At 60.8% G+C, this 17,430-nt stretch carries 15 protein-coding genes; 10 read left to right on the top strand and 5 right to left on the bottom strand.

The genetic code is table 11. The features are described 5' to 3' along the window. Window positions 1-287 precede the first annotated feature (287 nt). The 5 genes from ACO9S2_RS03250 to galU all read right to left on the bottom strand — a co-directional run bounded on the left by ACO9S2_RS03250 (window position 288) and on the right by galU (window position 6,757). Entirely contained in the window at window positions 288-1,721 is a 1,434-nt protein-coding gene (locus ACO9S2_RS03250; protein WP_423720438.1) for an HD domain-containing protein, read from the bottom strand. A gap of 1 nt (window position 1,722) precedes the next feature. Beyond that, window positions 1,723-2,211 carry a DUF2062 domain-containing protein gene (locus ACO9S2_RS03245; RefSeq protein ID WP_423720437.1) on the bottom strand — a complete coding sequence of 163 codons (489 nt, stop codon included), beginning with the start codon at window positions 2,209-2,211 and terminating at the stop codon, window positions 1,723-1,725. Window positions 2,212-2,227: 16 nt separating this feature from the next. Further along, window positions 2,228-3,262 (bottom strand): thiamine-phosphate kinase, encoded by a 1,035-nt coding sequence (gene thiL / locus ACO9S2_RS03240; protein ID WP_423720435.1) that lies wholly within the window; start codon window positions 3,260-3,262, stop codon window positions 2,228-2,230. Window positions 3,263-3,272: 10 nt separating this feature from the next. Further along, the gene (gene lon / locus ACO9S2_RS03235) at window positions 3,273-5,780 is read right to left on the bottom strand and encodes an endopeptidase La (protein WP_423720434.1); all 2,508 of its coding nucleotides are present in this window, start codon (window positions 5,778-5,780) and stop codon (window positions 3,273-3,275) included. Between the two features lie 80 nt (window positions 5,781-5,860). Further along, window positions 5,861-6,757 (bottom strand): UTP--glucose-1-phosphate uridylyltransferase GalU, encoded by an 897-nt coding sequence (gene galU, locus ACO9S2_RS03230; RefSeq protein WP_423720432.1) that lies wholly within the window; start codon window positions 6,755-6,757, stop codon window positions 5,861-5,863. A 248-nt stretch (window positions 6,758-7,005) separates the two neighbouring features. On the opposite strand from galU, the gene bamA reads away from it, so the two are divergent. The 10 genes from bamA to ACO9S2_RS03180 all read left to right on the top strand — a co-directional run bounded on the left by bamA (window position 7,006) and on the right by ACO9S2_RS03180 (window position 17,399). Beyond that, window positions 7,006-9,414 carry an outer membrane protein assembly factor BamA gene (gene bamA / locus ACO9S2_RS03225; protein ID WP_423720431.1) on the top strand — a complete coding sequence of 803 codons (2,409 nt, stop codon included), beginning with the start codon at window positions 7,006-7,008 and terminating at the stop codon, window positions 9,412-9,414. 22 nt (window positions 9,415-9,436) lie between these two features. Continuing rightward, complete coding sequence (locus ACO9S2_RS03220; protein WP_423720429.1) at window positions 9,437-10,006, top strand: OmpH family outer membrane protein; 570 nt, start codon at window positions 9,437-9,439, stop codon at window positions 10,004-10,006. Between the two features lie 18 nt (window positions 10,007-10,024). Next, on the top strand, window positions 10,025-10,567 hold the full coding sequence (locus ACO9S2_RS03215; protein ID WP_423720427.1) for an OmpH family outer membrane protein: 543 nt from the start codon (window positions 10,025-10,027) through the stop codon (window positions 10,565-10,567). 37 nt (window positions 10,568-10,604) lie between these two features. Continuing rightward, window positions 10,605-11,048, top strand: a complete 444-nt coding sequence (gene fabZ / locus ACO9S2_RS03210) for a 3-hydroxyacyl-ACP dehydratase FabZ (protein ID WP_423720426.1) — start codon at window positions 10,605-10,607, stop codon at window positions 11,046-11,048. An 82-nt stretch (window positions 11,049-11,130) separates the two neighbouring features. Continuing rightward, window positions 11,131-11,937: an acyl-ACP--UDP-N-acetylglucosamine O-acyltransferase gene (gene lpxA / locus ACO9S2_RS03205; protein ID WP_423720425.1), complete on the top strand. Its 807-nt coding sequence runs from the start codon at window positions 11,131-11,133 to the stop codon at window positions 11,935-11,937. Window positions 11,938-11,942: 5 nt separating this feature from the next. Further along, on the top strand, window positions 11,943-12,791 hold the full coding sequence (locus ACO9S2_RS03200; RefSeq protein WP_423720424.1) for an LpxI family protein: 849 nt from the start codon (window positions 11,943-11,945) through the stop codon (window positions 12,789-12,791). A gap of 33 nt (window positions 12,792-12,824) precedes the next feature. Beyond that, window positions 12,825-13,763: a Gfo/Idh/MocA family protein gene (locus ACO9S2_RS03195; RefSeq protein ID WP_423720423.1), complete on the top strand. Its 939-nt coding sequence runs from the start codon at window positions 12,825-12,827 to the stop codon at window positions 13,761-13,763. A 97-nt stretch (window positions 13,764-13,860) separates the two neighbouring features. Beyond that, window positions 13,861-14,991, top strand: coding sequence for a lipid-A-disaccharide synthase (gene lpxB, locus ACO9S2_RS03190; RefSeq protein ID WP_423720422.1), 1,131 nt, complete (start codon window positions 13,861-13,863; stop codon window positions 14,989-14,991). Further along, entirely contained in the window at window positions 14,979-16,724 is a 1,746-nt protein-coding gene (gene msbA, locus ACO9S2_RS03185; protein ID WP_423720420.1) for a lipid A export permease/ATP-binding protein MsbA, read from the top strand. The genes lpxB and msbA overlap by 13 nt, the downstream gene beginning before the upstream one ends. A 21-nt stretch (window positions 16,725-16,745) precedes the next feature. Beyond that, window positions 16,746-17,399 carry a lysophospholipid acyltransferase family protein gene (locus ACO9S2_RS03180; RefSeq protein ID WP_423720419.1) on the top strand — a complete coding sequence of 218 codons (654 nt, stop codon included), beginning with the start codon at window positions 16,746-16,748 and terminating at the stop codon, window positions 17,397-17,399. The last annotated feature ends 31 nt before the right edge of the window (window positions 17,400-17,430 follow it).

The raw sequence follows: 17,430 nt of genomic DNA, 5'->3' as shown, positions 1-17,430 counted from the left end.
TTAGCAGTATTAGTTGTTTGACTGAGCAGGCTGTTGAAAAACTATTCTGAGCCCTGTGCAATCCAGATCCGCCCGGGGTTACGGACCGAATCAGGATCGCCCGCAGGCCGTTCAAAAAGGCCGCAGTGAGCGAAGAGGTACACACCGCACTTCGTGCGATCCGTTCGCCTTTCCGATTGGTCATGGCGAACGGAGAATCCCCTTCCGTCCGTACCTCCGAGGCGCCATCTTCACGGTGAGCCTCTGAGCGACGCGAGAGCGGCGCTGGCAGACCTTTCAGCATCCTGCTAGTAGTTCGATTCGAGGCTGGACGGCGTTTTATTCAGGACGGTGGCGGCGGCGCGGGAGAGGGCGGCGTCGTGGCGGTGGTCGAGGCTGTAGATTCTGAACTGCACGAGACGAGTCGGCAGGAGATCCAGGAATTCTTCCAGCGGTTCGGTTGAGACCTGCCTGGTGCCGGGGTCATACACATACAGGGGGTTGCCGCGGCGGTCTTTGGGGTCCGGCCGGGGGTCGAGCGGGGCCATGTCCACGCGAAACTCGACGCTTGTCAATTCCTTCGGCAGCTCTCTGGCGATCTGTTCTTCAAAGAGGGTGTGGCTTGGAATCGCCATCCCGCGCTCCTGCCCCTTCTCCTTGAGAGCCGTGCTGTAGGCCATTTTCCACTTCACGTCGCGATCCAGAATCCGTCCCCACTCATGCCCCAGATGACGACGGGCTTTCTGGCGCGCCTTCTTCCAGCTGCGGACCTCCTCCAGGAGCGACCAGTCGGTGAGGGTGAGATAGTCCTCCATGTGTTTGCGCGGATCGCGGGGAAAGAGCAGCTTCATCGTGTCGCCGAAAATGTCGCGCAAGTGGATGTCGATGGCTCTGGTCGTCCGGTGAAAATAGACGTTGGAGTAGAGATACATTCTCGTGTTGAGGAACATCTGCAGGGCCGGGAGGCCGGTCTTATGGATCGTAAATCCTTTCTCGGTGATGATGGTGTAGTGGATGAGCCGGGTGAGATCGACGGGGCCGACCGCCACGCCGCACATGTAGGAGTCGCGCAGCACATAGTCGAGATTGTCTCCCGTATAGCTGCCCGAGATCACGGGCTGGAGCATGTTGAGCCAGCGCGGGATGCGGGAATTGTCTTTACCCTTTTCCTTCAGAATCAGATGGGCGATCTGATCGGGGTTCAATTCTTCGCCCTTGGCGAACGGCCCGGATGGGCTCCGGCGGATTTTCCGGATGAGCGGACCGAGATGTTCGCGGATGATGATCTGGCCCAGCTTTTCATGCGTGAGATGGAAGCCGTGGAGATAGTTGTCGTCGAAGAAATGGCAAAACGGGCCATGGCCGATGTCGTGAACGAGCGCCGTGATGCGCAGCAGCTCTTCGACATAGTTCGCCGAGGGCACATCTTTAACGGCTTTTTTCAGAAACGGGTAGAGATGCCGGGCGAAGCGTCCGGCGACGTGCATGGTCCCGAGCGAATGCACGAAGCGGGTATGTTCCGCCGAGGGGTAGACCCAGCGCGCGCTTTGAAGCTGGTAGATGTAGCGAAGCCGCTGCACCCAGGGGGAATCGATCAGGTCCTTCTCGGTGCGTTCATGGGGATCGGGATTGGCGAAGGGCACCGTGAAGGAGACATATTTATGGATCGGATCGGCAATGAGGGCGGAGCCGTCATAGGGCGCATTGACTGATTCGTCGGCTTGGTGCATGGCAGGCCGCATCTTAGCTCATGGGGTCTTGAGGCGGCAATGGCGCTGCGTCTGACGCCCGCTCGGGGCGGCGATATTTGGTGATGAAGAAATAGGCGACCGGATAGGCGAGGGCTGCGCCCAGTACACTCAGAAACATGCCGCCGAGGGTAAAAGGGACGGCGTAGGGCAGAATTTGCTGGTAGAGCGCGGCGAAGCTGAGGTCGTGCCAGTCGAACGCGGGGCTGTCGGCCCGGCCCAGCAGGAGCGCGCCGCTCCAGTAGGTGGCGCCGAGAATCGGCACGACGGTCCAGGGATTGTTGATGAGCGATCCTGCGAGCAGGGCGATAAAGTTAAGGCCGAACAGCCACGTGCACAATCCCACCAGAATCATGTGCAATCCATAGGCGGGCGAGAAGGCAATGAAGACGCCGAGCGCAAAGGCGAAGGCGGTTCGCTGCGGCGGTTCCTGGAGATGCAGGACCTGCCGGAGCAGCGATCGAAAGGACGGGGACAATGCCACGCGGACCTTCCTTCCGTTACCGGAAATGTTGATAGCTCGTGACCGGAAGCGGCCCGGTTCCTCCGCCGGATGTGACCGCCTGTATGCCGAATCGACCGGGGCGCATGATGCCCACCTTCGTGATCTGAAATCCTCTTGAGCGAGCCTGGCGTTCGAGTGACCGCTCGTTGTGCGAAGCCACGGTAAAGAGCAATTCATAGTCTTCGCCGCCGGCCAGCGCGAGCGTGACGGGATCGATCCCCTGTGTCCCGGCATAGGCCCGGCAGGCTTGCGAGATCGGAAGCGCTGACACATCGACTGCCGCCCCGACATGGCTGGCCTCGCAGATATGTCGAAGATCGCCGGACAGGCCGTCGGAGAGGTCGATAGCCGAGGTGGCGAAACCGGCACGATTCAGCCAGAGCCCCTCCCGCACGCGAGCCGTCGGGTGCAGATGGCGGTTCACCAAAAATCGCCGGTCTACAGGCTTAAGGCGTGACTGTCTGGCGGTTTGCCGTCTCTGCGTCAAGAGCTGCAGGCCGGCGAGCGAGTCTCCCAGGGTGCCGGTGACGTAGAGGCTGTCGCCGACCTTGGCGCCATGGCGGAAGAGCGCCTTGCCCTCTGCGGTGGTGCCGAGCAGGGTGATGCTGAGAAAGAGTCCCTGGTGAGAGGCGGAGGTATCTCCGCCGATCAGATGGACTCCGTACCCTCCACAGGCTTGCATGAGGCCACGGTACAGTCGGGTCACATCGGCGGCCTGCAGAGTTTTCGGAACGGCGATGGAGATCAGGAGAAAGCGGGGGGTCGCGCCCATGGCGGCGACGTCGCTGAGATTCGCCATGGCTGCCCGGTAGCCGACCGATGCAAAATCGGCGGTGCGCAAGTCAAAATGCACGCCCTCGGCGAGGAGGTCGGTGGTGAGGACGGTCCAGTTGCCTGAGGGGATTGAGACGACGGCCGCATCGTCTCCGATGCCTTTGAGAACCGACGGGCTCTTCCGCTCAAACCGGCGCTGTAACTGCCGGATGAGCGGAAATTCCTGGATGGGTGTGGCGGCCTTCCGACGGGCCATAGATGACACGTTACGGCAAGGGGTTGGGCGGCAAGGCCATGAGCGTCGCCTGGGCCGAGCGCGCTCCGCCGGCTCGCCGGGTCTTATTCGCGCGGGACGTGCGCGTTCGAGAGGCGGCCGGCGGCGCGGATTCCTTCTTGGACGCCGTCTTGGCGGCCGGCTTGCGCCGGAGCGCGATTTTCATGACATCGTCCACGGTGTCGGCGAACGCCAATTGAATGCCTTTCAGGAGATGTTTCGGGATTTCCTCCAGATCTTTCTTGTTGCGCTTCGGGAGGAGCACCATCGCCAGCTTGGCCCGCTTGGCCGCCAGAATCTTTTCTTTGAGTCCACCGATCGGCAGCACGCGGCCGCGCAGAGTGATTTCTCCGGTCATGGCCAGGTCCCGGCGGACGGGAATGCCGGACAGGGCCGAGGCGATCGCCGTGGCCATAGTGATGCCGGCCGACGGGCCGTCTTTCGGAATGGCGCCGGCGGGGACATGGATGTGGAGATCCTGCTTGCTGAACATGTCGGGATTGATGTGCAGGGTCTTCTCCCGTGACCGCACATAGCTGAGCGCCGCTTGCGCGGACTCTTTCATGACGTCGCCGAGATGGCCGGTCAGAGTGAGGTGGCCCTTGCCCTTCATGACCGTGGCTTCGATGTAGAGGACATCGCCGCCCGATTCGGTCCAGGCGAGCCCGGTGGCGACGCCGATCTCGTCCTTTTCCAATTCCGCTTCCGGCACGTACTTCGTGACGCCGAGGTATTTGTGGAGATTGGCCGGTGTGATGGGGAAGCCCTGGCCTTTTCCTTCGGCGACTTTCTTCGCCACTTTCCGCATGACGTTGGCGATTTCGCGCTCGAGGTTGCGGACGCCGGCTTCGCGCGTGTAGTTGGCGATGATCATGCGCAGCGCCGGTTCCGTGATCTTGACGTGCTTGTCCGTAATGCCGTGCTCGGTGAGCTGGCGGGGGATCAAGTAGGCTTGCGCGATGCCGAGCTTTTCCTCTTCCGTATAGCCCGGGATTTCGATGATTTCCATCCGGTCGCGGAGGGCCGGCAGGATCGGATCCATCAGGTTCGCCGTCGTGACGAACATGACTTCGGTGAGGTCGAAGGGCACTCCGAGGTAATGGTCGGTGAAGGCGCTGTTCTGTTCCGGATCAAGCACTTCGAGGAGCGCGGCCGAGGGATCTCCGCGGAAGTCCATGCCGACCTTGTCCACTTCGTCGAGCATGAAGACGGGATTGGCGGTCCCGGCCTGTTTCATGCCCTGGATCAGGCGGCCCGGAAGGGCGCCGACGTAGGTGCGGCGATGGCCGCGGATTTCAGCTTCGTCGCGGACGCCGCCGAGACTGATGCGGACGAATTCGCGCCCCAGCGCCTTGGCGATCGACTTGCCCAGCGAGGTTTTCCCCACGCCCGGCGGACCGACGAAACAGAGGATCGGGCCCTTCATCTTCTCTTTCAGTTTCCGGACGGCCAGGTACTCCAGAATCCGCTCTTTCACTTTTTCGAGATCGTAGTGATCTTCGTTGAGCACCCGGGCGGCGGCCTTCAGGTCGAGATTGTCTTTCGACTTCTTGGACCAGGGCAGCTCCACCATCCACTCCAGGTAGGTGCGCACCGTGGCTGACTCCGCCGTGTCCGGGTGCATCTTCTCCAGGCGCTTGAGTTGTTTCTCCGCTTCCTTGAGGACCTTCTCCGGCATCTTGGCGTCTTTGATGCGCGCGCGGAATTCGGCCACTTCTTCGGTGCGTTCGTCGAGTTCGCCCAGTTCTTTCTGGATGGCTTTGAGTTGTTCGCGCAGGAAATACTCGCGCTGCGTCTTGTCCATCTCGCCCTTGGCCTGCGCCTGAATCTTCTGCTGCATCGAGAGCACTTCGATTTCTTTGCCGAGGATGTCGCTGACCTGGCGGAGCCGCTGGATCGGATCGGAAATCTCGAGGACACTTTGGGTGACCTCTACCTTCAGGCCGAGGTTCGACGCGACCATATCGGCGAGCCGGCCCGGTTCCTCCAGGTTCTCGATGACCACCATGACGTCGGGGATCAGCACTTTGCCCAGGCTCACGATGCGCTCGATCTGCTCCTTGACGGTGCGCATCACCGCTTCGGACTCCAGCATGGTGGCGGTGATCTTGGTGTCCGGCAGCTTGTCGATGCGCACGGAGTAATAGGGGTCGGATTGGATGAAATTGCTGATTTTCGCTTTGGCGATGCCCTGGACCAGGATCTTGATCCGCTCGTCGGGCAGCTTCAGCATGCGCATGATGATCCCGACCGTGCCGATGGTATGAATGTCTTCGGGTTTTGGGTTTTCCAGGTCGAGCGCCTTTTGCGTCGCGAGGAAGATCATGCGGTTGCCCGCCAGCGCGGCTTCGATCGCTCTAATGGACATGTCCCGCCCGACGAACAGCGGCAGCACCATATAGGGGAAGACCACGATGTCGCGGACCGGCAACAGCGGCAGCTGGTCCGGCACCTCGACGTTTTGCGGCGGCTGGAGATCTTGTTCGATCGAGTCAGTCATGGGATATCTGCCCTTCTGTCACGGTAGTGTCGTCACCGAGCGGCGGTTCATCCAGCCTTGCGGAGGCACTGGGTCTGCTGTCAGGTACGACGAGTGCCTGTAGCCGTCCGCATTTTGTTTGAGAGGTATTCGTGAAAGTCCGGTCCGAGCGAAGGGTTCTTGAGAGCAAATTCTACCGTCGCGATTAAGAATCCCAACTTGTCTCCCGCGTCGTGGCGCTGTCCCACCACCTCGTGGGCATACATGGGTGATTGTCTCGCCAGTTCCTTCAAGGCATCGGTCAACTGGATCTCTCCGTTTTTCCCGGGTTTCGTTTTTCTCAGGATCGGGAAAATCTCCGGCGGAAGGATATAGCGTCCGATCACGGCGAGGTTGGACGGCGCCTCCGCCGGTGACGGCTTTTCGACGAGGTCCGCCACGCGGTGCAGGCCTTTGCCGACCCGTTTGGGCGTGACGATGCCGTAGCGGCCGACGTCCTGTTTGGGGACCTCTTGCACTCCCAGCACGGCCCCGTGGCGTTTCTTGTACACGTGGATGAGCTGGGCGAGCGCCGGGACGGAGGCGTCGATAATTTCGTCCCCGAGGATGACTGCGAAGGGTTCATCGCCGATCAGATGCTGGGCGCACAGGACGGCATGGCCGAGTCCGAGCGCTTCCGACTGACGGACGTAGCAAAAATTCGCCAGCGTCGAAATCTGGCGGATCTGGTTGAGCATCTGGGATTTGCCCGTGCCCTTGAGATTTTCTTCGAGTTCGACGGAGCGGTCGAAGTGATCTTCGATGGCGCGCTTCCCTCGGCCGGTGATGACGATAATGTCTTCGATGCCCGAGGCGACGGCCTCTTCGACCGTGTATTGAATCAACGGTTTGTCGACCAGCGGCAGCATCTCTTTGGGGGATGCTTTTGTGGCGGGAAGGAAGCGGGTACCGAGGCCTGCGGCGGGGATGACAGCTTTTCTGACGGTATACGATGGCATCGCTGGGATAGTAAGTTATGGGTCAGGTGAAGTCAAGAAACAGGCGAACTCCGCGACGGGGGTGCGATGATGGTGAACGTTCGCAGGCCCATAATCCTTTACATCATCTGAGGGCATCAATATAATCCGGAAGTTTCGCGCTCGTGGGCTGGCGCCGTGTGTCGTGGTCTGCGATCTTCTCCCGGCGCGAGGCGACAGGCGGGTTGGCCGTCGTTCATTGTGGTCTGTTGAACAGGACCGCGAGTGACATGAATTCTGCTTGTATGATGCGGGCGCGGGACATACGGTCCCGGGACATCACGATTATCCTGATTGGGGTGGGGGCGTCTTCGTTTGTGGCTGTGATCTGGTGTCGAAAATCCCAATGGGTCGTGCTGGTGCTGGTGCTGTTCTCCGTGCTGACCGCCCTGGGGGACGTCTTGGCGCAGGCGGTCGCTCCCAAGGTTAAAGCGATCGACATTCGCGGCAATAAACGGATCGAGTTGCCGGCGATTGCGGGACGGCTGACGCTCAAAGTGGATGATCCGTATACCCCGGAAACGGTGCGCGGCCAGGTGAAGATTCTCTACGATACGGGGTTTTTTGAGGATGTGCAGGTCGAAACCGAGTCGGTGGCCGGCGGGACGGCGGTTGTGTTCGTCGTTCGGGAAAAGCCGTTCATCACCGAGATCGTGTATGACGGCAATGTGAACTTGAGCGACGACAAGCTCAAGGAGAAAACCACGATCAAAGGCCAGTCGTTCCTGGATCAGCAGCAAGCCAAGGAAAGCGCGGAAAAAATTCGCCTGGCCTATCAGGACGACGGGTACTACAACGCGCAAGTGGTGCCTGTCATCCAAACGCTGGATGAGGAGCGGAAGCGGCTCACCTTCTTCGTGAAGGAAGGCGAGAAGGCACGTGTGAAGACCGTGATCTTCGACGGCATGCGGGCGGCGACCAAGGATGAAATCTTCCGGGTCACGGCGGTCCGGGAATGGGTTCCCTGGTACGGGCTCTTTACGCAATTGAAATTGCCGTCACTCGTGTCGGATGCCGGGGTCTTGAAGCAAGATGAGCTGGCCAACGATGTCGAGCGGATCAAGGAAGTGCTGCTGAACAAAGGTTATCTCACCGCGCAGGTCAGCCTGCCGCAGGTTGAGTTGAGCGAGGATAAACAGTGGTTCACTGTGACCTATAACGTCTCCGAGGGAGAGCCGTTTACCGTCTCCGAGGTGGGATTCCGCGGCTACACCGTGTTTGAGGAGGCGGAGCTCCGGGAGAACCTCAAGATCAAGGAAGGCGAAATCTTTCAGCGGGCCAAGATCCGCGACGAAGTCACGCGGCTGACCGACCTGTACGGCAGCCGGGGCTATGCCTTCGCCGACGTCGCACCGAACGTCAATCCGAATAACGAAGAGCGCACGGCGAGCATCATTCTCCATATTAAAGAGGGAGAGATGATGCGGATTCGCCAGATCAACATCACCGGGAACGACAAGACGCGCGACCATGTCATCCGGCGGGAAATACGTGTTGATGAGCAGGATACGATCGACACCGTGTCGATGAAGCGGAGTTACCAGCGGCTGAACAATTTGAACTTTTTCGAAACGGTCGAAATCATTCCCGAGCAGGTGGCCGCGGATAAGGTCGACCTCAATGTTCGAGTCAAGGAAAAGCCCACGGGGCAGTTCAGCATCGGCGGCGGTTTCAGTACGCTCGATCAGTTGGTGGCCATTGCCGACATCACGGAGGGCAACCTCTTTGGGGAGGGCTACATGGGCCGTATCCGCGGTCAGCTCGGTCAACGGCGATCGATCGGGTTGATCACCTTCCGCAACCCCTACTTGAACGACGGACTGACGTCTCTCCAGCTCGATATTTACTCAAGTATGACGAACTACATCTCGTATATGGAAAGGAAGGCCGGCGCCAGTGTGATGTTCGGCCGGTGGCTCTCCGAGTATGTGTCAGGGAGCATCAGTATATTCGGCGAACAGCTCGATTACAGCGACCCGCAAGCAGGGCTTTGTCCGAATCTGCTGCCTCTGATCTGCGGCCAGCTGGGCACCCAGTCGACGACGGGGTTCCGGACCACGCTGTTCCGGGACACCCGGGACTACTACCTCGATCCCCGCTCGGGGTGGCGGCTCGGGGGAGGCTTCGATCTCGGCACACCGATGCTCGGGGGCACCAACGACTTCTACAAATATAATATCGATGTCATGAAGTATACGCCGTTGCCGTTCGACACCCGCTTCTCGGTGCGCGCCCGCTATGGAGCGGTCGAGCCGCGCAATGGGACGGAAATTCCATTGACCGAGCGATTCTTCGTCGGCGGTATCAATACGGTGCGCGGGTTCGTGTTCGGTCGGGCGGGTCCTGTGGTGCCGACGTACTACACGATCTACGGCGCGGCGAAACAGTTGATCTTCAACTTCGACTATATTTTTACGGTGTCGGCCGACGCGAAGCTCAACGGCGTGATCTTCTTCGACTACGGGAAAGGATTCGACGATCATGAGCCGGTCACGCTGAGTTTGCGACCGGCAGCGGGAGTTGAAGCCCGGTGGATCTCCCCGTTCGGGCCGTTGCGTGTGGCCTACGGGATCAACCTTGACCCGAAGGAAGGCGAACGGAAGGGCGTCTTTGAGTTCACCATCGGATCGATATTCTAAGTGTGATGACGCAAGGAGCGCGGTGAGAAGGGAAGCTGCGAACACGTGGTCATGGCGGGGGAGGGGCCGGAGGCTGGCGCCCATTCTGGCCGTACTGATGGCGGTTGTGACGGGCTGCGCGGGAGCCGGGCCCAAGATTGAGGGGAAGGTCGGGGTCCTGGATCCCGCGCGCATTCTCGCGGAGACGAACTCGGGGAAGAAAGCCAAGGAGACCCTTGCGGCGTTCTCGAAAAACCGGCAGGTGCTGATCGAATTGGATGAAAAGGAACTTCGCCGGATGGAAGAGGATTTCGTGAAGCAGGCCAGCATCCTCAGCCCTGCGGCGAAGCGCGAGCGGGAAGAGATGTTTCGCCGGCGCATGCAGGAGTATCAGCAGAAGGTGACGGAGCTTAATCGGGAGGTTCAGGAAAAGCAAAAAGATGTGATGGACGGGTTTCGCGAAAGGATCGAGCTGATCGCCGCCAGGGTGGCGAAACGCCTGGGCCTCCAGGTGGTGCTCGACAAGGGCAAGGGCGGCCCGACCTTCTACCATGAAGACACGCTCGATATTTCGAATCAGGTGATCGAGGAATTCAATCGAGAATATCCCTAGCAGGAGGGGAGGCACGGTATGAAACAACGTGGGATAGCGGGGCTGCTTGGTCTGTTGGCGGGGCTTCTGTGGCTGGCTCAATCTGCGCCGGCGGCGGAGCCGGTCAAAGTGGGCGTGATGGACCAGCAGGCGGTGATGGAGCGATCGATTGCGGGAAAGCGGGCGCTGGAGGAGATGAAGAGCTACTCGCAGACCAGGCAGAAGATCATTAATGCGGATGACCAGGAATTGAAGGATTTTGAGCAGTCCATTCAGGATCCCAACAGCAAGCTCAGCGATCAGGCCAAGCAGGAGAAGCAGGACCAGTTCAGGGTCAAACTCGAAGCCTATCAGCGCCGCCTGGCGGATTTTAACCGCGAGGTGCAGCAGAAGCAGCGGGAGATGGTGATGGAGTACTCGAAGAAGATTGCCGAGGCGGCCCAAGCGGTGGCGCAAAAGGAAGGGTATCTGGCCATTCTCGACAAGGGGGGCAACGCGTCGGTCCGGATCGTCCTTTATCATCAGCCGGCGCTGGATGTCACCGATCAAGTCGTCAAAGAGTTTGATCGCCAGCACAAGTAATGGCAGACGGGCGCAACGGGGAGAGGAGGCAATGGCAATGGCAGTGATGGAACAGGCAGAAATTCAGGCGTTACTCCCGCACCGGTATCCGTTTTTGCTGGTCGACCGGATCAAAGAATTGGAGCCCGATCGCCGCATCGTCGGGATCAAGAATGTCACGGTCAATGAGCCGTTCTTTCAAGGGCATTTCCCCGGCCGGCCGGTCATGCCGGGGGTGTTGATCATCGAGGCGATGGCCCAGGTCGGCGGCGTGCTGGCGTTCAAGTCCTTCGGACCAGGGGTGAAGCTCTCCGTCTATCTGACGGGGATCGACGGCGCCAAGTTCAGGAAGCCGGTGGTGCCCGGGGACCAGTTGCGATTCGAAGTGGAGCTCGTGCGGAAGCGTCCCCCGTTCTGGAAGATGGAAGCCAAGGCCTATGTCGACGACGATGTGGTATGCGAGGCCGAGGTGACGGCGATGGTGACGGAAGAAAAGCAGTGACACGGTGATGTGTGATGCCTGACCGGCCGGACTGGAACCCATCGGAGCCCATCGCCACTTACTCATCACGTGGAGGTTACGCGTGCAGATTCATGCGACAGCGATAGTCCATCCCCATGCGAAGCTGGCGGACGATGTGGTCATCGGCCCGTTCTGTCTGGTCGGCGAGCATGTCACGATCGGGCGGGGAACCCGGCTGCTTTCCCACGTGACGGTGGAGGGATGGACCGAGATCGGAGAGCGGAATGAATTGCATCCCTTTTCGTCGATCGGCGGCCCTCCGCAGCATTTGGGATACAAAGGAGAGCCCACCAAGGTGGTGATCGGCGATGACAATATTCTTCGTGAATATGTGACGGTCAATCGCGCGACGGTGCAGGGCGGGGGCGTCACCTCGATCGGCAACAGGAATTTTCTGATGGCCTATGTGCATGTGGCCCACGATTGCCGGCTGGGCAGCCATCTGATTCTCGCGAATGCGGCCAGCCTGGCCGGGCATATTACCATCGGCGATCATGCGATCATCGGCGGCTTGACCGGGATCCACCAGTTTGTTCGGGTCGGGGCCTATGCCATGGTGGGCGGGTGCTGCGCCATCGGACAGGATGTGCCGCCGTTTACGCGGGCGGCCGGCGGGTATCGCGCCCATCTCTACGGATTGAACTCCGTCGGCCTCCGGCGCCATGGATTTTCGGCGGACCGGATCGCGGCCCTCAAGAGGGCCTACGATCTCCTGTTCCGATCGGGCCATAAAGTCGCAGAGGCGATCAAGCTCGCCAAGGTCGAGTTCAAGGACCAGTCCGATGTGGCGCAGGTGGTGGCGTTTATGGAGGGGACCAAGCGCGGCGTCTCCCGTTCCATCGCGAAGGACCAGGAGGGTGAGGACTAACCGGCGTGACCACGTCGACTGCTACCCACGGCGGCCGCATCGGTTTGATCGCCGGGAACGGCCGATTTCCCCTCATCTTCGCGGATAATGCCCGCAAGCTGGGCTATCACGTCTCGGCCGTCGCGCACGAAGGAGAGACGGATCCCGAGTTGGAGCGCCACGTCGATCGCATCCATTGGATCAAGATCGGCCAGCTCAACAAACTGATTCATGCGTTCAAAGAGGACGGGATCCAGCAGGCGGTGATGCTGGGGGGCATCAAGAAAACCCATGTGTTCACCACCGTCCGCCCCGATTTCCGCACGCTGGCTCTGGCCGCGCGGGTGGCCCTGTGGAAGGATGACGATATCCTGCGGGAATTCGCGGCCGAGTTGGAGCGGGAGGGGATTCGCATCTGCGAATCGACGTTCGGGCTCGAGGGAATTCTGGTTGAAGAGGGTACGCTGACGTCCCGCACGCCGACCAAGAAAGAATGGGACGATATCCGGTACGGGTGGCACGTGGCCGAAGCCATCGGGCGTCTCGATATCGGCCAGTGCGTGGTGATCAAGGACAAGGTCGTCGTCGCGGTCGAGGCGGTGGAAGGCACCGACGGCGCCATCAAGCGGGGCGGCGAATTGGCCAAAGACGGGGCTGTGGTAGTCAAGCGGTGCAAGCCGCAACAGGATCTGCGGTTCGATCTGCCCGCGATCGGGCCGCGCACGATCGATGTGATGGCTTCGGTGAAAGCCAGCGTGCTGGCGGTCGAGGCCGGCCGGACCGTGATGCTTGATCGCGAACTGGTTCTGGAGAAAGCCCGGAGCTTCGGAATCGCTGTCGTCGGGCTCAAACAGGTTGAGCCGATCAACGGGTAACCCAAAGGGACGCGAGGCTGTCAGGTGGAAAACATGCGTGCCGGAGTCATCGGAGTGGGGCATCTCGGGCAGCACCATGCGAGGCTCTATGCCTCGATTCCCGGGGTCACACTCGCGGGTGTGACGGACCAGAGCCCCGATCGTGCGAAGGAGATTGCCGGGCGGCATGGTGCACAGGTGTATGGCACTCCGTCCGATCTCCTGCCGCATGTCGACCTGGTGAGCGTGGCCGTCCCGACCTCGGCGCATTACGCCGTCGCCAAGATGTGTCTGGAGGCGGGCAAGCACGTGCTGGTCGAAAAACCGATTGCCGTGCGGCCGGCCGAGGCGCATGAACTGGTTGCGCTGGCAAAGGCCAAGGGGTGCCGCCTCCAGGTCGGGCATAGCGAGCGATTCAACCCGATCATGCGGGTCATGCGGCCCCACATTCAGCGGCCGGTCTTTATCGAGGCCCATCGCCTGAGTGCCTACAGCGAACGGGGGACGGATGTCGATGTCGTGCTCGATCTGATGATTCACGATCTTGATCTGGTACTGTCCTTCAACCCCGGTCCGGTCGAAGAGGTGCGGGCGTCCGGGGTCGCGGTGCTCTCCCCGACCATTGATATCGCGAACGCGCGCATTCAGTTCAGCGGGGGGTGCGTTGCCAATCTGACTGCCAGCCGGATTTCTACCAATAAGATGCGCCGCCTGCGTCTTTTTCAGCGCGAGGGCTATGTGTCCATCGATTTTCAGACCCGGATGGGCATCATCTCCCGCCGGGTTTCGCCGCCCGGCGAACGGCCGACGATCGATACGGAGCAGTTCCAGGGAAATACCGATGAACCGTTGAAGCTGCAACTGGAGTCCTTTGTCCAGGCCATTCGAACCGGGTCACGTCCGGAGGTGTCCGGCGAGGACGGGGCGGCGGCCTTGGATGTCGCCCATCTTGTGCTCAAGGCGATCGCCGAGTTCGCCGCGCGCCAATCCTAAAGCTGCCGTCATGCGCCGGTCGTCAAGCGTCAATAGGCGAAGACGCATACCTTGATCTGGGGCAGCGGGTTCACGTCTGACGAATGACGGGTGACGAGTGACAAAGGTTCTGATCATCAGCGGTGAGGCTTCGGGCGACCTGCATGGAGCGAATCTGGCGCGGGCCCTGAAAGAGCTTGATCCTGCCGTGACGTTGGTCGGCGTCGGGGGGGCGGCCATGAAGGCGGCGGGCGTGCGGCTGGTGGAGGGCTTCGGCCATCTCGATATTATGGGGATGATCGGCCTGTCGGCTCTTCGCGCCGTCATTAAGCGCTTTGCGGCGATGCGTCGTCTGCTCAGGTCGGAACCGTGGGATGCCGTGGTCTTTATCGACAATCCGGGATTGAACCTCCGCTATGCCTGGTTTGCCAAGGCGGCGGGGCTGCGCGTGATCTACTATATTGCACCCCAAGTCTGGGCCTGGCGGCCGGGCCGGATGAAATATATTCAACAGCGTGTGGATCACGTCATGGTCATTCTTCCGTTCGAACCCGAGCTGTATCACCGGGTCGGACTGCCCTGCACCTTTGTCGGACATCCGCTGCTCGACGCGGTGGCGCCGCATTATGACCGGCCCAGCCTGCGGGTGCGGTTCAGGCTCAAGTCGGGGGGGACGGTCGTTGCCTTGCTGCCGGGAAGCCGGGCGCGTGAAGTGCAGTCCCTGCTGCCGACGTTGCTGGAGGCTGCGGAGCGGCTGGCGCGCGATCGTCCCGACACCCAGTTTATCCTGGCGCAGGCCTCCACAATTTCCGATGATCTTCTCCAGCCGCTCTTGCAGCAGAGTGCCGTACCGGTGACGGTCGTGAAGGAGCAGGCGAGCGAAGTGATGGCCGTGTCGGATCTTGTCCTGGTGGCGTCAGGAACCGCCACCTTGCAAGCGGCCGTCGTCGGGACCCCGATGGTCTTGCTCTACCGTACCGATCGGTTGACCTATCGGCTGGCCCGCCTGTTGATTCGCGTACAATGGATCGGGCTGGTGAATCTGGTCGCCGGGCGGTCGGTCGTGCCCGAACTCATTCAGGATGAGGCCACGGGAGAGCGGCTCTACGAAGAGGCCCGCCGACTCTTGGAAGACCGTGCGGCCTATGATGAAATGAAGCGGGCCCTGGCGGCTGTCAAAGCCAGTCTTGGAGAGCCCGGCGCGTCCTCTCGAGCGGCGCAGGTGGTGTTGAACGCATGTCGAGCCTAGAGCGCTATAGCCGTCTGATTCGCTATATCCGTCCGTACCGGGTACGGTTTGCGGCCGCGATTGTCTGCTCGGGAGCGGTCGCGGGCCTGACCGGCCTGTATGCCTGGTTAGTCAAGCCGGTGCTCGACGGGATCTTTATCGAGAAGAATGAGAGCCTGTTGCTGGTCTTGCCGCTGGCGCTGTTCGCGGTCTCGGTCGTGAAGGCATTCTTCAGCTACGGGCAAACCTATTTAATGAGCTACGTCGGGAATCGCGTGGTTGCCGACATCCGTCAGAAGCTCTTCCAGCATCTCATGCAATTGCCGGTGGGATACCATGACGCGAATACATCCGGCCGGCTGGTGTCGCGGGTCGTGAACGATGTGAGTTTGATGGCCAGCGCGGTGTCCAATGTCCTGAGGGATCTGTTCCAGCATAGCCTCACGTTCCTTGTGATGATTGGCGTGGTGTTCTATCAGAATTGGAAGCTGGCCAGTCTGTCGATCGTGGTCATCCCGCTGTCGGTGGTCACGATGTCGCGGATGGGCCGGCGCCTTCGAGCGCTGGCGACAAAGGGGCAGGAGCGGATGGGGGACATGTCCTCCACCATTCAAGAGGTCCTGAGCGGGATCCGGATGGTGAAAGCGTACAAGCGGGAAGAGGCGGAAGCCAAGCGGTTCGCCGCCAGCAATCAGGCCTTTCTCTCGACGACGCTCAAGTCGAATCAGGTCTGGTCTATCAGCTCCTCCTATATGGAGGTGATCGGCGTGGTCGGCGTGGCGGTCATCATCTGGTATGGCGGCTATCTCGTCATCCATGAAACCCTGACGCCGGGGGCGTTCTTCTCGTTTCTGACGGCCATGTTCATGGCGTTTACGCCGATTCGAAAATTGGCCGGAGCGAACAATTTGATTCAACAGGCGCTGGCGGCGGCCGAGCGGGTGTACGAAGTCCTCGATATCGCCACCGAGGGGGATCAGGATCGAGGGACCATCGAATGCCAAGGCATCCGCCAGGGGCTTGAATTGCAGGGCGTGTCACTGAGTTATGCCGGGCAGACCGCCGCCGCATTGTCGGGGGTCGATCTGTCGATCCGTGCCGGCGAAGTCGTGGCGCTGGTCGGCAGCAGCGGGAGCGGGAAGAGCACGCTGGTGAGCCTCCTGCCGCGGTTCTATCAGCCGACGAGCGGGCGGATTCTGCTCGACGGTACGCCGCTCGAATCCTATTCACTGCCGTCGTTGCGGGCCCGGATCGGGATTGTGTCTCAGGACGTCGTCTTGTTCGACGATACCGTGGCGAATAATATTGCCTTCGGACGTCCCGGCGCGACTGCGCAGGATGTCGAACGGGCGGCTGTGCAGGCCTATGCCCATGACTTTATCACCCGCCTGCCGGAGGGCTATGCCACGATGATCGGCGAGCGAGGCGTGAAACTATCGGGAGGCGAGCGTCAGCGGCTGGCTATCGCGCGGGCCATTCTGCGCGACCCGCCGTTGCTGATCCTCGACGAAGCCACGTCCGCGCTCGACACGGAGTCCGAGCGCATTGTCCAAATGGCCTTGGCCAATCTGATGAAGAACCGGACGACGGTGGTCATTGCCCATCGTCTCTCGACGGTGCAGAATGCCAATCGAATTGTGGTGTTGGATCGCGGCACGATTGCCGAAATCGGGTCGCACGAGGAGTTGCTGCGTCGGAACGGTCTCTACCGGCGTTTGCACGCGATGCAGTTTCAGGACGTGACGAATGTATGAAGGCAGCGTGACAGGTGACATGTGATCGGTGACGAGAGCCGGAGGACTGCCGGTCTGAAAAAGCGGCTGGAGCAGTGGGTCAAGTTTACCCTGCTGCCCCCGCTCGGGGCGTGGGTGATCCGCGCGATCAAGGGGACGATGCGGCTGGAGCAGCGCGGCCATGAGCCGGTGGATGCCTTGTATCGCGAGGGGCGGTCGATCATTCTCGCGTTCTGGCATGCGCAGCAGTTGATGATCCCCTTCGGCTATCGCGGACCGGGGTCGCATGTCTTGATCAGCCAGCACGGAGACGGGGAGATTATCGCCAGAATTATTGCCCGGTTCGGCCACGAAGCGGTGCGCGGGTCGAGCACCAGGGGCGGGGCCGGGGCGCTGCGTTCGCTGATCAAGCTGGGACGGTCGGGGAAAGATGTCGTGGTGACGCCGGACGGTCCGAAGGGGCCCCGACAGGTGGCCAAGCTCGGCGTGATTCAACTGGCGAAAGCCACGGGCTTGCCGATTGTCCCCCTGGGGTTTGGCTGCTCAAAAAAAAACTCTTCTCGAGCTGGGATCGCTTCATGGTGCCGCATCCCTTCTCGCGGGGTCTGTTCCTCTGGGGCGCGCCGATCTGGGTCTCGCGCGAGGCGGATGAGGCCGCGCTTGAAGCCGCGCGTGTCGAACTGGAGTCGGCTCTGAACCGGCTGACGGCTGAGGCTGAAGCGGAGGT

The organism is Nitrospira sp. NS4 (assembly GCF_049546785.1).
Taxonomy (GTDB): Bacteria; Nitrospirota; Nitrospiria; order Nitrospirales; family Nitrospiraceae; genus Nitrospira_D.
This window is presented reverse-complemented; position numbering and strand designations above follow the sequence as displayed.